Source organism: Mesorhizobium sp. GW821-FHT07A06, assembly GCF_059419085.1.
Window position 1 is genome coordinate 699214 of record NZ_JBWKRC010000003.1, and the last position, 17285, is coordinate 716498.

A 17285-nucleotide genomic window follows, 5' to 3' on the forward strand; every position below is an offset into this window, starting at 1 on the left:
CAAATGTGGTGGTTGTCGCGCCCTTCTTCAAGCAGGTCTTGTGTCACGCTCCCGTGAGTCGGGCAAGGGCGTCATCCATGGCCTGGGCCGGCAGTTCGATCAGCCTTGGCGCTTCGGTGAACAAAAGGGCCGCCTTCACCTCGCGCCCGGGATAAAGCGGCTGTAGCAGCGCGCGATAAAGCGCCAACTGCAAAAGATAGGCCGGCGGGACTTCAGCCAGCGAGGCAGGCGCCGGCCGGTTGGTCTTGTAGTCGACGATCGAAACCGTGTCGGCGGTCACCGCCAAGCGGTCGATCTTGCCGGAAATGGAACGCTTTTTCCCCCTCACGTCCAACTTGCCCATGATCGCCACCTCGGCGCGCGACGAGGGCGCGAACAATTGGCCGAGGCGTGGGTCGTCGAGGATGGCGATGACCGACGCAAGGGCCTTTTCCCGCTCTGACGGCGGCCATGCGGCACCTGTTCGCGCGAGATAACGCTCGGCCGCGCCCTGGCGCTCAGCCTCGGCAATGCCGGGCAACATCTGCAGCAGCTTGTGCAAGGCGAGCCCGCGCAGCACGGCAAAGCCGGGCTCGGCATCGGCGTCCAGCACTGGCGAAGCCCTGTCGATCACCGCTTCCTTGCCTTCGTCGATCAGCGCCGAGGCGCCGGACGGCGACAGCGGCCGCGGCAGGTCCTCGAAGGGTGGCAAGGGCCGGAACAGGGTCGCCGGCAACGGGTCAAAAGCACTGGCCTGCCGCGCCTGTTCACTGGCGCCCGCCGCGACGGGCGGCAGGTTGGTCACGCGGAAACGATGCACAGGGTCGCCCCCGGCGGGATGCGGACGCTGTTCGCTCTCGGGCGCACCGATCAAGGCGCGGCTCACGATCGAATGCCAGGTGCCGGCATTCGGCGCCCGCTTGCCATGGTAACCGCAGACGATCAGCCGGTCCTCGGCACGGGTCATGCCGACATAGAGCAAGCGGCGATATTCGTCGTCGGCGAGTTCCCGTGCCCGCACCGCCGCGGCCCTGGAGAAGCCGTTGGCGACATCGCTTGCCGAGCGCCAGAGATAGCCCTTGCCGTCCCAGTATGTGCCCGAGCCCATGAAAGGCATCAGGCGCGGCAGATGCTGGTCGCTGAACGGGGCGGAGCCGCCATCGACCAGAAAAACGACCGGCGCCTCCAAGCCCTTGGCCGCGTGCACGGTCATGACGCGGACCTCGTCACGGGTCTGGTCCATCTCGCGCTTGATCTCGGGACCGGCATTCTCCAGCGTCGACAGGAAGGCCTCCAGCCCGGGCAGGCCGGTCCGCTCCTCGGCAAGGCAGAAACTCAGGAATTCGTCGAGAATATCGCCGGCCTCCGGTCCGAGCCGCGCGATCATCCTTTTACGCACGTGGTCACGGGCCAGCAGGCTGGCATAGAATTCGAACACCGGCTTGAAGGCGGCCTCGTCAGCCCAGAGGTCAAGTTGCGCGACAATCTTCGCCAGGCGCTCGTTTTCTCCGGCATGCTGGCGCAGTGACGCGGCCAGCGACAGGCCGGGCGCCCTCTGCGCGGCGAGTGTGAACAGCGTCTCCTCCGGCAAGTCGAAGATCGGGCTGCGCAGCACGGCGGCGAGCGACAGATCGTCCTGCGGCTGGATCAGCAGATGGCCGACCGCGATCAGGTCCTTGACCGCGATATGGCCGGGCAGGCTCAGCCGGTCGGCGCCGGCAACTGGAATGTCGCGGCGTTTCAAGGCGCGGGTCAGTGCATGGACGAAGCTGTCGCGCTTGCGCACCAGAACCAGCACGTCGCCGGGCCGAAGCCGCTTGCCGCGGCCCTCGATGATTTCGCCCTTGCCGATCCAGCCGGCAATGGTGGCCGCCACATTCTCGGCGACGCGCACCGCCGGTGCATGGGCATGGTCGATCGCCTGCGTCCAGTCGTCGGGCTCGTCGACGGCTTCAGTGCCGAGCGACGGCCAGACCTCGACATAGCCTGGCGCATCGGTGCGGATCGCCTTGTGGCTCAGCGGATCGGGATCGTGGCTGATGCCGCGCCGCACGACAGGATCGGCAAAGACGCGGTCGACGGCGGCGAGCACATCGTCGGTCGAGCGGAACGACCAGGTCAGCTTGAGGTCGGCGAACGACGCCTCGGCATCGCGCACCCTGCCGGCGAACAACAGCCGGCTGTCGGCGAAGGAGTCGGGCGCAGCGCCCTGGAAGGAATAGATCGACTGCTTTTCGTCGCCGACGGCAAAGACCGTGCGGTGGACCCTGTCGCGCGCGCCGAGACCGGCAAAAAATTCCTCCGCCAGCCGCTTCACCACCTCCCATTGATCCGGGCTGGTGTCCTGCGCTTCATCGAGCAGGATGTGATCGATGCCTTGGTCGAGCTTGTATTGCACCCATGGGCCGGCATCGGGCCGTGCCAGGAGGTTGACCGTGCGGGTGATCAGATCGTTGAAGTCGAGAAAGCCGCGACTGCGCTTCAGTACCTCGTAGCGGGCGATCAGCCAGTCGGCGATGGTCAGCGCCGCACGAGTGCCTTCCAGCATCCGGAACAGCGCCAGGCGGTCGACGGTTTCGATGATGGCGTTCGCCGCCGAGAGGTAGCGTTCGCCCAGATCCGGCAGGCGGTCGGTCAGAGCCTTCTTGAAGGCCTTTGCCGGATCATAGGGATCGCCATCGGCCTTGAGGAATGCTCTGGCGAGCAATTGCAGGCGGCGAGTGGGATTGCTCTCTGCGAAGGCCTGACGCGCATAGGGCAGGATGTTGTTCAGCACCGACCTGGCGTCTGTGGATTCGGCGGCCTGGGCAAAGCCGGCGAAATAGTCCGGCACGAAGCCCGGCAATGGCCACAGCGATGCGGCCAGGCCCTCGGCGGTCTGGCCGGGGCGGAAATGGAATTCGTCGAACAAAGGTTGGAAACCGTCACGCCCGACCGCATCAAGGAACTCGCGCAAGCCATCGCGCTTGCGCACGATCTCGCCGAGCAACGCATCGAGGCCGGCTTCACCGCCGCGCTCCAGCACAGTGGCGAAGGCCTCGGTCAAATCCGCGTCGCCGGCGGCTGAAATCATTTCGCGGCGCGCAGCGGCGAAAAGCGACGCCTCCATCTGGCTGTCGAGCATCTCGAAATGGGCGGGAATGTTGGCTTCCAGCGGGAACTGGTGGAGGACGGACTCGCAGAAAGCGTGGATGGTCTGGATCTTCAGCCCGCCCGGCGTTTCCAGTGCCTCGGCGAACAGGCGCCGCGCCCGGCGCATGGTGTCGCGATCCGGCCGGCGCCCTTCCAGGGCTTCGATCTTCACGGCCAGCTCGGCATCACCGAGCACGGTCCAGTCCGACAGCGTGGAAAAGACCCGGTTCGACATGTTGGCGGCGGCGGCGCGCGTATAGGTCAGGCACAGGATCTTCGACGGGTCGGTGCCGTTGAGCAGCAACCGGATGACGCGCTGGGCCAGCACATGGGTCTTGCCTGAGCCGGCATTGGCAGACACCCAGGCGGAATTCATGGGATCGGCGGCGCGGGCCTGGCTGGTCGCGGTGTCGCTCGGGATGGGATAGGCCTTCTTCATGCCTCCCCTCCCTCGTCGCCGGCATCGCCGCCGGCCGACCATTCGAGCACGCGGGCAAGGTGGTCGTAGTCGCCGTCGGTCTCGCCTTCGCGAAACGGCAGCGCGCGCGACAGATATCCGGTTTGCGGATCTGCGTAGTGGACCAGCAGCTTTTCCAGCCGTGCCCAGGCCTCTTCGGCAAGATCGGCCGCGGTTCGAGGCTGGCGGTTGTGTTCGAGGATGGACTCCTCGAACACCTCGCCATTCGGCTTCAGCCTGATGAAGGCCAGTTGCGACGGTTCACGCGCGCCCAGATCCTTGAAGGCGCCGCGCCTCAGCAGAGCGCCCTCCAGCGCCAGTTGCGGCGCCAGCAGCGTGTGCGCCTGCGCCTTGGAGGGCGAGGAGCCTGTCTTGTAGTCCAGAATATCGGCCATTCCGCCGGCCAGCAGGTCGACGCGGTCGGCGTAGCCGGACAGCGTCACGCCGGACTGGCCGACGACGGTCTTTCCCGCCCTCTCCTCCGCATGCCGTTGGACCACCGCATCCGCGCGTGTGCGCTCCCATTCGATGATGTTGGCGGCGAGCTTCTCGAAGCGCGGCCACCACACCGCCTCGACATCGGCCGGAAGGGCAGCCTCGGCAAAGCAGGCGCGGCCTGCGGCAATGAGGCCGGCAAGCGCCTCGGGCGCGCGCGGATCGGCCACCTCGGACGAGAACAGATGCAGGATGGCATGGAACAGCGTGCCGCGCTCGGCCGCGCCGGGGTCGCGGATCACGGGATCGAGGGGCATCAGTCCGAGTATCCGTCTTGCGTAGACGGCGTAGGGATCCCGGCGCAAGGTCTCGATCTCGGTGACCGAGAAATGCGTCGGGCGCACTGATAGGGGCGGCTTTGGCTGCGGGCGGGGCGCGAAATCCTGCTTTGGTCCGGTATCGAGCGCACGGGCCCAGGCGAGCAGCTCGTCGCCGCGCCCGCGCAGGGTTGCCGCCTGCTCGTTGCCGATGAACGTGAGCAGCCGCTGCAGCCAGCGCGATGGCACGGCGGGTGCGTCGCCCGAACGCGCCGAGCGGGCCAGCAAAACCTTCTTCGCGCCCATGGCCATCTGGAAATCATGCGCGGCAAGGCCGATGCGCCGTTCCGGCGGTTCGAGATCGATGCCGATCTTCATCAGCCGCGACATGAAGCGGTCGCTCTCAGGCTTGCGCGGCCAGACGCCTTCGTTGAGCCCGCCAATGACCAGCGTGTCGACGTCCTGCAGCCGCGCTTCCAGCGCGCCCCAGATGGCGATGTTCCGGTCGGTGCCTTGCGCCGGCTTGACCGTTTCGGGCGCGATCAGCGCGTCCATCACATCGGGCCATTCGCTCGCCGCGAACGACAGCGGGGCCGAAGCTGCGACCAGCCCGCGCAGCAGTTCGGCAAGCTTTTCGCCGGCGTCACCGGCATAGAGGCCGGCTAGGCCGCCATCCGCGGCGCGGCCGAGATTTTCCAGGACCACAACGCTGGCTTTGACCAAGGCGGCAAGATCTGCATCCGCCTGGCCGCGAAAGGCCATCAGTGGTGCCAGAGCTTGCTTCAGACCTTCGAGCAAATTCCGCGCGCTTTCGATGGCGCGCACGGTCAGCCGGGAGAACCAGAAGGGCGGCCGGCTGTCATCACCCAGGCCGGTTAGGCGGGCCTCGAACAGTTCCGGCAGCGATGCGATGTCGGGGCGGCCGGTGCCACCGCGCAGCGCCACCAGTTCGACCAGTTCCGCCGCATGGCGCACATCGGCGCGTTCGAGACCGAGGCCGAGCAGAGGATGCTTGAGCAACGACAGCAGGCCAATCGGATCGCCAGGCCGGAACACCGCTTCGAGCATCAACCGAAGCAGGCTGGCCGCGGGCGTGTTGGCGAGCGGCGTGCCGCCGGAATCGTCGGCGACAACGCCGAAGCGCTTGAGTTCGACCGAGACTCGCCGCGCCAGCGCGCGGTCGCCGGTGACCAAGGCAGCTCTTTGGCCCGGCTCCTCCACCGACTGCTTCAGGGCGACAGCGATGGCGACGGCTTCGTCGCGTTCGCTGGCTGCTTCAAGCAGGGTCACGCCGGCGAAGGCGCCTGCAATATCGGGAGCCGAAAATCCATTGCGCGTTTCGGCCCATAATTCGGTGGTCTCGGCAGGCCGCAGCGCTTCGCCGACAAGCGCGGCCCGAAGCGCGAGTTGCGGTTCGGCCGCGCTGACTTCCTCGACATCCGAGCGCGGCACGCCGATCTTGCCGATCAGCCTGGCGAGGCCATATTGCGGGTGGCCAAGCACCGCGGGCCGCGCTCCGGGAGCGATCAGCGCCTGGAAGGACGCTTCGTCCAGCGTACGGTCGAGCCCGGGCAGCACGATGGCGCCGCCGGGCAGGCGGGCGATCGCGGCAAGCAGCTCCGCCGTGGCCGGTATCGAGCCGGTGGAGCCGGCGGCGATGACCGGTCCGGCCGGCGGATTGCGCCGCAGCCGCGCCGCCTCGGAGCGGATCAGCGCGCTGCGATGCGCGGCCGGGTTGGAGCGGTCGCTCTCGCTGAGGAATTTCGGCCAGGCATCGGTGACGATGCCGAGGAATTCGAGCGTTACCTGCCACCAGCCGGCGAGGTTGCCGGTTACCAGGCCTTCAAGCTTTGCCCAGTCGGTACCTTCCGTCTCGATCTCGTCCATCAGCGCCGCGAGATCGCGCGCCAGCCAGATCGCGTCCGCGGTGGAGGCGGGGATGACGATCTCTTCCGCGAAAAGCTTCGCCACATGCTCCGGCAGCCGGCGTTTCCAGGCGCGTACCAGCGGCGTCAGCAGCAACAGGCGTTCGGTCGCCGAGATCGGCGGCGCGAGATCGATCGCCGCCGACGGCTCGGCATCGAATGCCGCTTCGTCCTCGTCGAACTCGCCGAGCGGGCGGATGACCGGCAGGATCGCTGAACCGCCGCCGCCGCGCGCCGCGAGACTGTCGACGAAGACACCGCGCAAGGCGCGCGCGGCACGACGCGTCGGCACATAGATGGTGACATCGGCCAGAGCGAGCGGATCGCCGTCGAAGCGAAATCCGGGAACCAGTCGACCGGCAAGCAGCGCCTCGGCCAGCGTCGGCAGAAACGGCGCTCCGGGGGGGATAGAGAAAACGCGGCCCGGGCCGCTCATTGCGACTCGGTCAGCGCGCCGGCGACTGCCGCTTCAGCGAGCGGAATGGCATCGGGCGTGCCGACAGTGATCCAGTGGCCGTGCATCGGCATGCCGAACAGGCGACCAGTGGCGATGGCTTTGTCGAAATAGGCGTTGAGCGAGTGCGGTTCGGCGGATGCGGCCGCGAACAGGCGCGGATGGACGATCGCCGCGCCGGCATAGATCAGGCCCGCCGGATCCCCTTTTGAACGCCGCAGGGTGCCATCCGGCGCCACTAGGAAGTCGGTTGAGCCGCAGTGTCCGGTCGCTTGATGGAGATCCGCCAGCATTAGCAGAATATCCATGTTCGCGCCGTCCCATGCAAGGGCGAGGCGGCCGAGATTGAGCGGGCCGTGGTCGATCCAGAACGTGTCGGCGTTGAGGATGTAGAAGGGTTGGTCGCCCAGTTCCTGCAGCGCCTTGACGATGCCGCCTGCCGAGTCGAGCAGCCGGTCGCTCTCGTCGGAAATGATGATGCGGGGCTCATGGCGCGCCGCGACATGGGCAACGATCTGCTCGGGAAGATAGTGGACGTTGACGACGGCCTTGGCGACGCCGGCGGCGGCGAGGCTGTCGAGGCCCCAGTCGAGCAAGGTCTTGCCGGCGACCCTGACCAGCGGCTTGGGGATGGCGTCGGTGATCGGCCGCATGCGCTTGCCAAGCCCGGCGGCGAGTACGATTGCGGTATCCGGTCTTGTCACAGCGTTCGTTCCTCAAGCAGCCCGTGCGTGTCGTAGAAATCCTTCAAGCTGGCGAGCGCCGGATGAGACAGCGCCCGGCGCAGATAGTCACGGATGCGCGGCAGGTGTCTGAGATAATAGGGTTTGCCGTCGCGTTTTTCGAGGCGCACGAAAATGCCGAGGATCTTCGAATTGCGCTGCGCGGCCATGATTGCATAGGCCTCCAGGAAGCTCGCTTCGTTGAAAGCGCCCGCTGCATGTCGCGCCGCAGCATAGGCATCCAGTGTCCGCTTTTCGATTCCGGGCGACAGGGTGACACGGGCATCCATGGCGAGCGAGGCGACGTCATAGGCCGACGGGCCGATAAGCGCGTCCTGGAAGTCCACGATGCCCAGCCGGTCATGCCCGGAGCGGTCGCCGCGCCAGATGATATTGGGCGAATGGAAGTCGCGCAGCATCAGCGTGTATTCGCTTCCCTGCAGCCGATCGAAAAGCGCGTTCCACTGCCTGGCGTAGCCCGTGCGCAAATCTTCGCTGGCCGGGGCACCCGATATCGCCGGCACATACCAGTCGACCAGAAGATCGGCTTCGATCATCATCGCATCGCGGTCGAAAGGGGGCACCTCGTGGAAGCTGCCCGGCCCGGCTTGCAGGCGCCGCGGCCAGGTCCTGCCATGCATCATGGCCAGCAGTTCGGCGGCCGCCGCATAACGCTCGGCCACCGGCTCGCCGTCCTTGCCGAGAAACCCTTCCGAACCGAGATGTTCGAGCAGCAGAAACCCCTGGTCCTGATCCTCGGCATGGATTTGCGGAACGCTGACGCCGCCGGCCTTCAAGGCGCGGTCGATGGCGACGAAGGCGGAGACCGACTGGGCCGTGTGCGCGATCACGGCATAGGGCTTGCCGTCGCGCACCGGCGGGCCGAGCACCAGCCGCGGCGAGTTCATCAGCACGCGCGGTTCTTGGCCAGCATACGTCACGATCTCATAGGAACGGGCCGAGGCATCGCCGACGAAATGGCGGCGCCGCGCTGTCCCCCAACCGGCGCCGTCGAGAAAATCGCGCATGGCCAGGGACCGCGCCGCCCGGTCGAAGGCCGCCCCTTGCCCGGACAACCGCGCCAGCCGCCCTTCGCCATGCTGGACGAGTTCGATCGACAGCGCTGTCTTCGGCAGATAGCCCTCCGCCCGTTCGGGCCATTCGACCAGGGCTGCCCCTTGCGCCAGCGCTTCATCGAAGCCGAGTTCGTCGAGCTCGCTCGCCGACGACAGGCGGTAGAGGTCGAAATGATGCACCGGAATGCGCGTGTCGTAGCTCTGCACCAAAGTGAAGGTCGGGCTTGGCACGTCGAGCCCGGCATTGTCCGCAAGCGTCCGGATCAGCGCCCGCGCCAGTGTCGACTTGCCGGCGCCGAGATCGCCTTTGAGCGCCAGCACATCGCCGGCACGCAGCGCCAGCGCCAGATCCTCGCCCAGCCGCGCGGTCTGTGTCTCGTCAGGAAGCAAACGCTCCAGCACAAGCCCCGTCATCTAGCGCGCTACTCGGCCGCGGCGCGGATGCCGGGCATGTCGGGGAAGGTGCAGATGACGGTCGTGCCCTTGTCCTTGCCGGTTTCGATGCGAACGCCGCCGCCATGCAGTTCAACGAAGCTCTTGACGATCGACAGGCCGAGGCCGGCGCCGCGCCTGCGGCCGCCATTGGTACGCGGTTCGAAGCGGCGGAACACCGAATCCAGCACATCCGGCGGCATGCCGGGGCCGTCGTCATGAACCGAGAATTCCACCCCGTCCGCCAACTGGCGGCAGGCGAGCCGGATGCTGCTGGCTTCCGGCGCGTAATTGGCGGCATTGCTGAGCAGATTGTAGAGGATCTGGCGGATGCGGGTTTCATCGCCATGGAAGGTCTTCGGCGCGGCGGTGGCATCGACCTCGAGTCGGATCGAATGCTCCTGCAGCCGGTCGGCAACCAGTTCCGCCGCCGCCGCGATCGTGCGGTCGACATGAACCTCTGAAATGTCGAGCTGCATGATGCCGGCGTCGACGGTCGCGAGGTCCAGTATGTCGTTGACGATGGTCAGCAGGACCGAGGAGGACGAGCTGACATGCTCGACATATTCGCGCTGCTTTTGGTTCAGCGGCCCGGTCGTGGGCAGTGAAAGCAGTTCGGTGAAGCCGATGATGTTGGTCAGCGGCGAGCGTAACTCGTAGGACACGTGCTGGACGAAGTCGTTCTTGAGCTGATCTGACTTTTCCAGCGCCTCGTTCTTGTCCTTCAGCGCGCGTTCGACACGCACGCTGTCGGTGACGTCGACGAAGGTCATCATCACTTGCCCGTTGGGCAGTGGAATCACGGCGTAACGCAGCACGGTGCCGTTGTTGAGCTCGCTCTGGCCGTGACGGTCGCGGCGCTCATCGTCGAAGCCGGTGATGGCGGCGACGAAGCCAGGCCAGGGGCTGTCGACCGCCTGCCGGTCGCAAAGATCACGGATCGTCGACACGTGCACGTTGGGCTTGGCGGCGTCCGCGCTCAGCCCCCACAGCGTGGCAAAGGCCGGGTTCGACAGCCGCAGCCGGCCATCGGGGCCGAACACCGCCACGCCCTCGGCGAGATTGTCGAGCGTTTCGCCCTGGACCCGCACCGCGGTCCGGTAGCGGCTTTCCAGGTCCATCTTCTCGGTCAGGTTCTCGAACACCCAGGTGACGCCGCCCTTGGGCTGCGGGTTGGCAACGACGCGAATGGTCTTGCCGTCCGGCAGATGCCACCAATGCTCCTGCGATTCGACCGCGCGGTAGGCGCCGAGCAGGCCTTCCTTCCAGCGGCGCCATTCGGGTTGTTCGGCGATCTTGCCTTCGCTGCGCAGCCGGTCGAGCAAAAGCGCATTGTCTGGAGCGCTGTGCAGGAAGCCGCTGTCGAGCCCCCACAGCTTCTGGAACGCCTGGTTGAAGAAGCGCAGCTTCTCGTCGGTGTCGAAGATGGCGACCGCGGTGTTGAGCTGGTCGAGCGTGTCGGCGTGGCTGCGCACCGTCCGCTCATATTCGCCGCGGATGGTCTCGATCGCGCTGGTGTCGCAGGCAAGGCCGGCCGAACCGTCGCCGCCGGCGACATCGGTCACCGCGAAAACGCGGCGGTCGCCTTCGATCACGGTGGAAAGCGACTGCTCGAAGACCGGATGCGATTTGTGTTGGGTGGCAATCGCCTCGCGCGCCTGGCCGCCAAGAAACTCCTTGGCGTCGCGGACGGCGGCTTCCGCGCTTTCGGCTTCGACCGCGTCGGCATAGGCCCGGTTGACCCATTTCAGGCGTCCGTGCTCGTCACGCAGCCATGCCGGCATCTTCAGCGCCTCGAGCAGGCCGATCATGGTGTCATGGTCGGCGGCCAGCCGCTGGTTCTCGATCTTCAGCCGGGCCTGGCTGCGCTGCGTCTCGGAAAGCGAGACGAACCGCACCAATATATGCGCGGCACTCTTGCGGCCGTGCACTTCGAGCGGTGCGCCGGCCTGCGATTCGATGACCAGGTCGAAAGGCCTCGCCTTTTCGCGCAAGCCCGCGATCGCATGTTCCAGTGCCGCCGCAGAGCGCGGCATCAGCCAGCGACCGAAGGCGAGAAAAGCCGCCCGCTCCTCCGGCGCGCCGCTTTCGACAGGCAATGTGCCGACGAGTTCGGGTTTCTTGTTCTCCGACGCCCAGACGACGACGCGCTGGTCGCGCAGATTGAGCAACGCTTCCGACCGGCGCAATGCAGCGTTGACGTCGGCGACGCGGCTTCTCAGTTCGACATTCTCCGCCGAGGTGCGGGCGCGCTCCCGGATGAGAACGATGGCCGACAGCAGCGCCGCGCCCGTCACGCCGACGAACACCGCGAGCTGCATGACTTCGACGGTGCTGATCGACAGGCCGGCGGTCGCCACGGCGGCGGTCTCGGCATGCGCCACGGCACCGGCCAAAGGCCAGGCCAGTGCTGAACCGGCCAGCAACAGTCCCGCGCGGGCACGCCATGAAAGGCGTCCGCCCGGGATGGCCGAGCCTAAGGTCCCCGAATCGTCATGGCCGCCGGAAACGGCCGATCCCGCTCCGTGCGGGTTTTGCCCCGGCATGTCTTGGTCCTCTCCGCCGCCTGAATGCAAGACCGCCCTGAAACGCGCCTCTCTGATCCCCTCTCGGGCCGGAAGCGTCGCGAATCACCTGACAATAAACCCTCGCCGAATCGCCGTGAAGGCTGATCGCGCGCAAAAATAAAGCCGGGCGAAAAGTCAATCGCCCGGCCTCAATATATGGTAGTAAATTTAGCTTTGGTTAATAGCGGTAGTGTTCCGGCTTGAACGGACCCTGCGGCGTGACGCCGATATAGGCGGCCTGCTCACCCGACAGTTCGGTCAGGCGGGCGCCGAGCTTGTCGAGGTGCAGGCGCGCGACCTTCTCGTCGAGATGCTTGGGCAGGACATAGACCTGGTTCTGGTACTGTTCGCCCTTGGTGAACAGCTCGATCTGGGCCAGAACCTGGTTGGTGAAGGAGGCCGACATGACGAAGCTCGGATGGCCGGTGGCATTGCCGAGATTGAGCAGGCGGCCTTCCGACAGAAGGATCATCCGCTTGCCGTCCGGGAAGGTGATCATGTCGACCTGCGGCTTGACGTTGGTCCACTTCAGATTGCGCAGCGACGCGACCTGGATCTCGTTGTCGAAGTGGCCGATATTGCCGACGATCACCATGTCCTTCATCGACCGCATGTGGTCGAGGGTCACGACGTCCTTGTTGCCAGTGGTGGTGATGACGATGTCGGCGGTCGGAGCCGCGTCTTCCAGCGTGACGACTTCAAAGCCGTCCATCGCCGCCTGCAGGGCGCAGATCGGATCGACCTCGGTGACCTTGACGCGGGCGCCGGCACCCTTGAGCGAGGCGGACGAGCCCTTGCCGACGTCGCCATAACCGCAGACAACCGCGACCTTGCCGGCCATCATCGTGTCGGTGCCGCGGCGGATGCCGTCGACCAGCGATTCCTTGCAGCCGTACTTGTTGTCGAACTTCGACTTGGTGACCGAGTCGTTGACGTTGATGGCCGGGAAGGGCAGCAGGCCCTTCTTCTGCAGCTGGTAAAGCCGGTTGACGCCGGTGGTCGTCTCTTCTGTGACGCCGCGGATCGCCGCCTTCTGCTTGGTGAAGAAGCCGGGCGAAGCCTTCAGGCGCTTCTTGACCTGGGCGTAGAAATATTCCTCTTCCTCGCTCTGCGGGTTGGACAGCACGTCCTCCCCGGCCTCGGCGCGGGCGCCGATCAGGATGTACATGGTGGCGTCGCCGCCGTCGTCGAGGATCATGTTGGAAAGGCCGCCGTCCGCCCACTGGAAGATCCGGTCGGTGTAGTCCCAGTACTGTTCGAGGCTCTCGCCCTTGACGGCGAAGACGGGAATGCCGGCTTCGGCGATCGCCGCGGCGGCATGGTCCTGGGTCGAGAAGATGTTGCAGGACGCCCAGCGTATATCGGCGCCGAGCGCCTTCAGCGTCTCGATCAGCACCGCGGTCTGGATGGTCATGTGCAGCGAGCCCGTGATGCGCGCGCCCTTCAGCGGCTTCTTGGCGCCGAACTCCTCGCGGCAGGCCATCAGGCCCGGCATTTCGGTCTCGGCGATATCGAGTTCCTTGCGGCCCCAGCCGGCAAGCGAGATGTCGGCGACCACATAATCCTTGCTACCCGTCATGGCAGTGCTCCGATGCGAATTGTTATGCTGCGAATTGGTTGCGGATGCGCCCGCGCCGGTCGGCGCGTCGAAGGGCGCGAATTGCCGGCCTGACTAGCAGATCGATGTCGAAACGACAATGGGATATAAAGAAATCTTTATCCCTGCATGTCTCGCAAGCACGCCCTGGCGATGCAGGGGATCAGCATTCCTCGCCGAAGCGGGAGGCGACAAGCTGCTCCAGCGCGTCCATGACCTCGAGCGCCTCGGGTCCGCTGGCGGTGACGCGGATCGAGTATCCCGGGCTGGCGGCCAGCATCATCAGGCCCATGATCGACGTGCCGCCGACCTTGACGCCGTCCTTCTCGACATGGACCGCGGCATTGAAGCCGCTGGCGAGCTGGACGAATTTCGCCGAGGCGCGTGCATGCAGACCGCGCTGGTTGACGATCGGAAACTCCCGGACAATCTGGTCTTTTTCCGAGGATAGCGCGTTCATTTGCTGCTCAGAAGCTGGCTGGCGACATTGATGTATTTGCGGCCGGCGGCCTGCGCCTCATCGAGCGCGGCCGCCATGTTGTCGCCCTTGCGGATCGACGACAGCTTGATCAGCATCGGCAGGTTCATGCCGGCGATCACCTCGGTGCGGCCGGACTCCATCACCGAGATGGCAAGGTTCGACGGCGTGCCGCCGAACATGTCGGTCAGCACGATGACGCCGGCTCCGGTATCGACACGGGCGACGGCGTCGACGATGTCGCGGCGACGCTGCTCCATATCGTCGTCGGCACCGATCGCCACGGTTTCGAAATTGTCTTGTGGCCCGACGACATGTTCGACGGCATGTCGGAACTCGGTGGCCAGTTGACCGTGCGTTACAAGCACGAGTCCGATCATTCTTTGGTGGCTCCCGTCATCGCCGCTTCACAGGCGCATTTTATGCTCGCCAGCCATTCCAGGCGGCGGGAGCGCTATCTTGTCGACGCGCGGCCCGTTGACAAGCCCAAAATTGCGCCTGCCCATGCCATTTTGACGCATTGCAGCAAAAAATCCCGGGCGGATCATAGAAAAGGCATGATGGACAGCCGCGCCATCACGGCGGGCAGGGCAGCCTGGACGTTGCGTTCGGCCAGATCGATCCGCGGCACCACGCAGCCGGCGATCTCGTCGCTGGCGTCCTCCTGGAAGCGCGCGATTTCGCCGGCCGGCAGCAGGCGTAGATGCAGGTCGACGATGCAGGCGGGTTCGAATGGCAGCGGCCGAGGACCAAGTCCCGGGACTTCGGCGAGGCCGGCGATGGCAGCGGGTGCGCGGCATACCAGCCGCCCCGCATGCGCCTCGATGAAAAGCTGGTCGTCGCCGACCAGCCGTGAGAACAATCCGCGCTGACGACAATGGCCGATGAGCGCCAGGGCCAGCGTCGTCTTGCCCGAGCCGGATGCTCCGCTGACCAGAATGCCACGTTCGCCGATCAGCACCGCCGTCGCGTGAATGTTTTCAGGCCGCACGGATCACGTCTTTTGCAACGGCCATGATCCCGCTGCCCTTCGGCTCGGGATCATGCTTCGGCCGGCAGCGTCACGACGAAGCGCGCGCCCTTGATCTCGCCGGGCTTGGTGCCGGGAATGTTCTCGGCGGTCAGCGTGCCGCCATGGGCCTCGACGATCTGCCTGGAGATCGACAGGCCAAGGCCCGAATTCTGGCCGAACGCCTCGCCGGCCGGCCGGTCGGTGTAGAAACGCTCGAAGATGCGGTCGATGTTGTCGGCGCGGATGCCGGGGCCGTTGTCGTCGACGGTGAGGATGTTGAACTTTCCGGCGCGCGCCAGCGAAAGGCTGATATGGCCGTGGTCCTCGGGAACGAAGGAGCGCGCATTCTCGATCAAATTGGTGATGACCTGGCCGATACGCAGATCGTGGCCGACGACGAAATAGCCTTTGACGCCCTGCGGCAACTTGGCGACCTTGAGTTCGATCTCGACCGCTTTCTTGTTGCGGGTGGTCTCGCGCGACACGGCCACCAGATCGGTGACGAATTTCTTCAGGTCCACGGTTCCCGCGTCTTCGCGCGCGAGTTCGGCATCGAGGCGGGAGGCGTCGGAAATATCGGTGATGAGCCGGTCCAGCCGCCGGACGTCATGCTGGATGATCTCCATCAGCCGGCTGCGCGAATTGTCGTTCTTGGCCAGCGGCAGGGTTTCAACCGCGCTTCGCAGTGACGTCAGTGGGTTCTTCAATTCATGCGAAACGTCTGCGGCGAAGCTTTCGATCGCTTCGATGCGGGCATAGAGCGCGTTGGTCATGTCGCGCACCGCGACCGACAGATTGCCGATCTCGTCCTGCCGGTCGGAAAAGTCCGGGATCTCCTCGCGGCTCTTGACGCCGCGCCTGACCCGCACGGCCGCCGCCGACAGCCGGCGCAGCGGGTTGGCGATTGTCGAGGCCAAAAGCATCGACAGGATAGCGGTGACGAGCGCCGCGATGCCGAAGACGCGCAGGATCGCCTTGCGCTCGGCGGCGACGATCTTGTCGATGTCGCCGCCCTCGGTCGACAGCATCAGCACGCCGAGAACGGCGCGGAAGCGCTGGATCGGCACCGCCACCGAAACGATCTGCTCGCCCTGTTCCGAGACGCGCACGATGGTCGACGGGCTGCCGGTCAGCGCCTTGACCACCTCCGGGAAGGCCGCGCCATTGCCGCCCGGCTGTTCGTGATAGACCGGCAGGTCGGTGTTGCGGAAGAAGTCGAAGATGAATTTCTGGATGCGCTCGACAAGGTCGGGCTCTTCCTCGTCGACCGGCGGCAGGTCGTAGCGCAGGATCTGGCCGCGCGAATAGAGATGGCGCGAATCAAGCAGCAGATTGGCGTCGCGATCATAGATGCGTGCCCGCGTCCGGGTCGGCGAGATCAATCGCCGCAGCACCGGGGCGACGCGTTCGGGATTGATCGGAAAATCCAGATTGTCGAGCTGGTCGGAGCCCGGCCCCAGGCTTTCGCCGGCCTGCAGCTCAAGCAGCTTTTCCGGGTCGATGCTGATCGAATCGGTCTCGACCGTCGCCGATGCCGCGATCGCGCCGGCGATGATTTCGCCCTGCGTCATCAGACTTTCGACGCGGGCATCGATCAGCCCGTCGCGGAAGGTGTTGAGATAGAGGATACCGGTGACCAGGACGGCCAGGCCGGCAAGGTTGAGAAACAGAATGCGTCGCGTCAGGCTGGAAAAGATGTGATGGCCGAGGAAGCGGCGCATCGGCACGGTGATCTTCGACACGAAGGACGGCATGATGCGCGACGGCCGCCTGGCAGCGCCCGCCGGTCTTGTTCGCTGTGCTTCCACTGCCATCGAATAGCAGGCCCTGCTTAGTCTTCGGTTCGGTGCATGTCGCTATTCCCATACGGGATCACTTTTGGGCGACATGCATCAGCTCAGGCTTCGCGGAACCGGTATCCGACTCCGTAAAGGGTTTCGATCATTTCGAAGTCGTCGTCGACAGCCTTGAACTTCTTGCGCAGCCGCTTGATGTGGCTGTCGATCGTGCGGTCATCGACATAGACCTGCTCATCATAAGCCGAATCCATCAGCGCATCACGACTTTTTACGACACCGGGGCGCTGCGCCAGCGAATGCAGGATCAGGAATTCGGTTACGGTAAGCGTTACCGGTTCACCCTTCCAGGTGCAGGTGTGGCGTTCCTGGTCCATGACGAGCTGGCCGCGTTCGAGCGAGCGGGCCTGCTGGCTGGGCGCCTTTGCCGCGGCCTCGCGGGCGCTGGCACGGCGCAGCACGGCGCGCACCCGCTCGACAAGCAGGCGCTGCGAGAACGGTTTGCGGATGAAATCGTCGGCGCCCATCTTGAGGCCGAACAACTCGTCGATCTCGTCGTCCTTGGAGGTCAGGAAGATCACCGGCAGGTCGGACTTCTGGCGCATCCGGCGCAAAAGCTCCATGCCATCCATGCGCGGCATCTTGATGTCGAGGATGGCGAGATTCGGCGGACGCGCCGCCAGGCCTTCCAGCGCGGACGCACCATCCGTGTAGGTCTCGACACGATATCCCTCGGATTCAAGGGCGATCGACACCGACGTCAGAATGTTGCGGTCGTCATCGACAAGCGCGATTGTTGCCATTTCAAGCGGCTCCCTCATGAGCTGTCCCTTCTTTCGTAGAGAAGGGGCTTTTGCAGGACAAATTAGGTACAAAATGTGGCATAGGCCTTGTCCGCTGTCACGC

General features: G+C 65.5%; 11 protein-coding genes. All 11 read right to left on the reverse strand.

The window, feature by feature from the left end; genetic code table 11:
* Nucleotides 1–43: 43 nt before the first annotated feature.
* The gene (gene addA, locus AC07SZ_RS13945; protein ID WP_494914668.1) at nucleotides 44–3550 is read right to left on the reverse strand and encodes a double-strand break repair helicase AddA; all 3507 of its coding nucleotides are present in this window, start codon (nucleotides 3548–3550) and stop codon (nucleotides 44–46) included.
* Nucleotides 3547–6681 (reverse strand): double-strand break repair protein AddB, encoded by a 3135-nt coding sequence (gene addB, locus AC07SZ_RS13950; RefSeq protein WP_494914669.1) that lies wholly within the window; start codon nucleotides 6679–6681, stop codon nucleotides 3547–3549. Before addB ends, addA begins: the two co-directional genes overlap by 4 nt.
* Nucleotides 6678–7403, reverse strand: coding sequence for a nucleotidyltransferase family protein (locus tag AC07SZ_RS13955; RefSeq protein ID WP_494914670.1), 726 nt, complete (start codon nucleotides 7401–7403; stop codon nucleotides 6678–6680). Before AC07SZ_RS13955 ends, addB begins: the two co-directional genes overlap by 4 nt.
* Nucleotides 7400–8911 (reverse strand): tRNA (adenosine(37)-N6)-threonylcarbamoyltransferase complex ATPase subunit type 1 TsaE, encoded by a 1512-nt coding sequence (tsaE, locus tag AC07SZ_RS13960; RefSeq protein WP_494914671.1) that lies wholly within the window; start codon nucleotides 8909–8911, stop codon nucleotides 7400–7402. The genes AC07SZ_RS13955 and tsaE overlap by 4 nt, the downstream gene beginning before the upstream one ends.
* 8 nt (nucleotides 8912–8919) lie before the next feature.
* On the reverse strand, nucleotides 8920–11475 hold the full coding sequence (locus AC07SZ_RS13965; protein WP_494914672.1) for a sensor histidine kinase: 2556 nt from the start codon (nucleotides 11473–11475) through the stop codon (nucleotides 8920–8922).
* 199 nt (nucleotides 11476–11674) lie between these two features.
* Entirely contained in the window at nucleotides 11675–13075 is a 1401-nt protein-coding gene (gene ahcY, locus AC07SZ_RS13970) for an adenosylhomocysteinase (protein WP_010912937.1), read from the reverse strand.
* Between the two features lie 181 nt (nucleotides 13076–13256).
* Nucleotides 13257–13553, reverse strand: coding sequence for an HPr family phosphocarrier protein (locus tag AC07SZ_RS13975; RefSeq protein ID WP_056569043.1), 297 nt, complete (start codon nucleotides 13551–13553; stop codon nucleotides 13257–13259).
* On the reverse strand, nucleotides 13550–13951 hold the full coding sequence (locus AC07SZ_RS13980; protein ID WP_010912939.1) for a PTS sugar transporter subunit IIA: 402 nt from the start codon (nucleotides 13949–13951) through the stop codon (nucleotides 13550–13552). The genes AC07SZ_RS13975 and AC07SZ_RS13980 overlap by 4 nt, the downstream gene beginning before the upstream one ends.
* 164 nt (nucleotides 13952–14115) lie before the next feature.
* Entirely contained in the window at nucleotides 14116–14562 is a 447-nt protein-coding gene (locus tag AC07SZ_RS13985; RefSeq protein WP_172371175.1) for an HPr kinase/phosphorylase, read from the reverse strand.
* Between the two features lie 50 nt (nucleotides 14563–14612).
* Nucleotides 14613–16397 (reverse strand): sensor histidine kinase, encoded by a 1785-nt coding sequence (locus tag AC07SZ_RS13990; protein WP_056569049.1) that lies wholly within the window; start codon nucleotides 16395–16397, stop codon nucleotides 14613–14615.
* Between the two features lie 83 nt (nucleotides 16398–16480).
* Nucleotides 16481–17182: a response regulator transcription factor gene (locus tag AC07SZ_RS13995; protein WP_010912942.1), complete on the reverse strand. Its 702-nt coding sequence runs from the start codon at nucleotides 17180–17182 to the stop codon at nucleotides 16481–16483.
* Nucleotides 17183–17285 lie beyond the last annotated feature (103 nt).

Coding starts and splice junctions, on each gene's coding strand:
- tsaE (WP_494914671.1), bottom strand. CDS start 8,911: ATGACGGGGCTTGTGCTGGAGCGTTTGCTTCCTGACGAGACACAGACC.
- AC07SZ_RS13995 (WP_010912942.1), bottom strand. CDS start 17,182: ATGGCAACAATCGCGCTTGTCGATGACGACCGCAACATTCTGACGTCG.
- AC07SZ_RS13990 (WP_056569049.1), bottom strand. CDS start 16,397: ATGGCAGTGGAAGCACAGCGAACAAGACCGGCGGGCGCTGCCAGGCGG.
- addA (WP_494914668.1), bottom strand. CDS start 3,550: ATGAAGAAGGCCTATCCCATCCCGAGCGACACCGCGACCAGCCAGGCC.
- AC07SZ_RS13980 (WP_010912939.1), bottom strand. CDS start 13,951: ATGATCGGACTCGTGCTTGTAACGCACGGTCAACTGGCCACCGAGTTC.
- AC07SZ_RS13975 (WP_056569043.1), bottom strand. CDS start 13,553: ATGAACGCGCTATCCTCGGAAAAAGACCAGATTGTCCGGGAGTTTCCG.
- ahcY (WP_010912937.1), bottom strand. CDS start 13,075: ATGACGGGTAGCAAGGATTATGTGGTCGCCGACATCTCGCTTGCCGGC.
- AC07SZ_RS13965 (WP_494914672.1), bottom strand. CDS start 11,475: ATGCCGGGGCAAAACCCGCACGGAGCGGGATCGGCCGTTTCCGGCGGC.
- addB (WP_494914669.1), bottom strand. CDS start 6,681: ATGAGCGGCCCGGGCCGCGTTTTCTCTATCCCCCCCGGAGCGCCGTTT.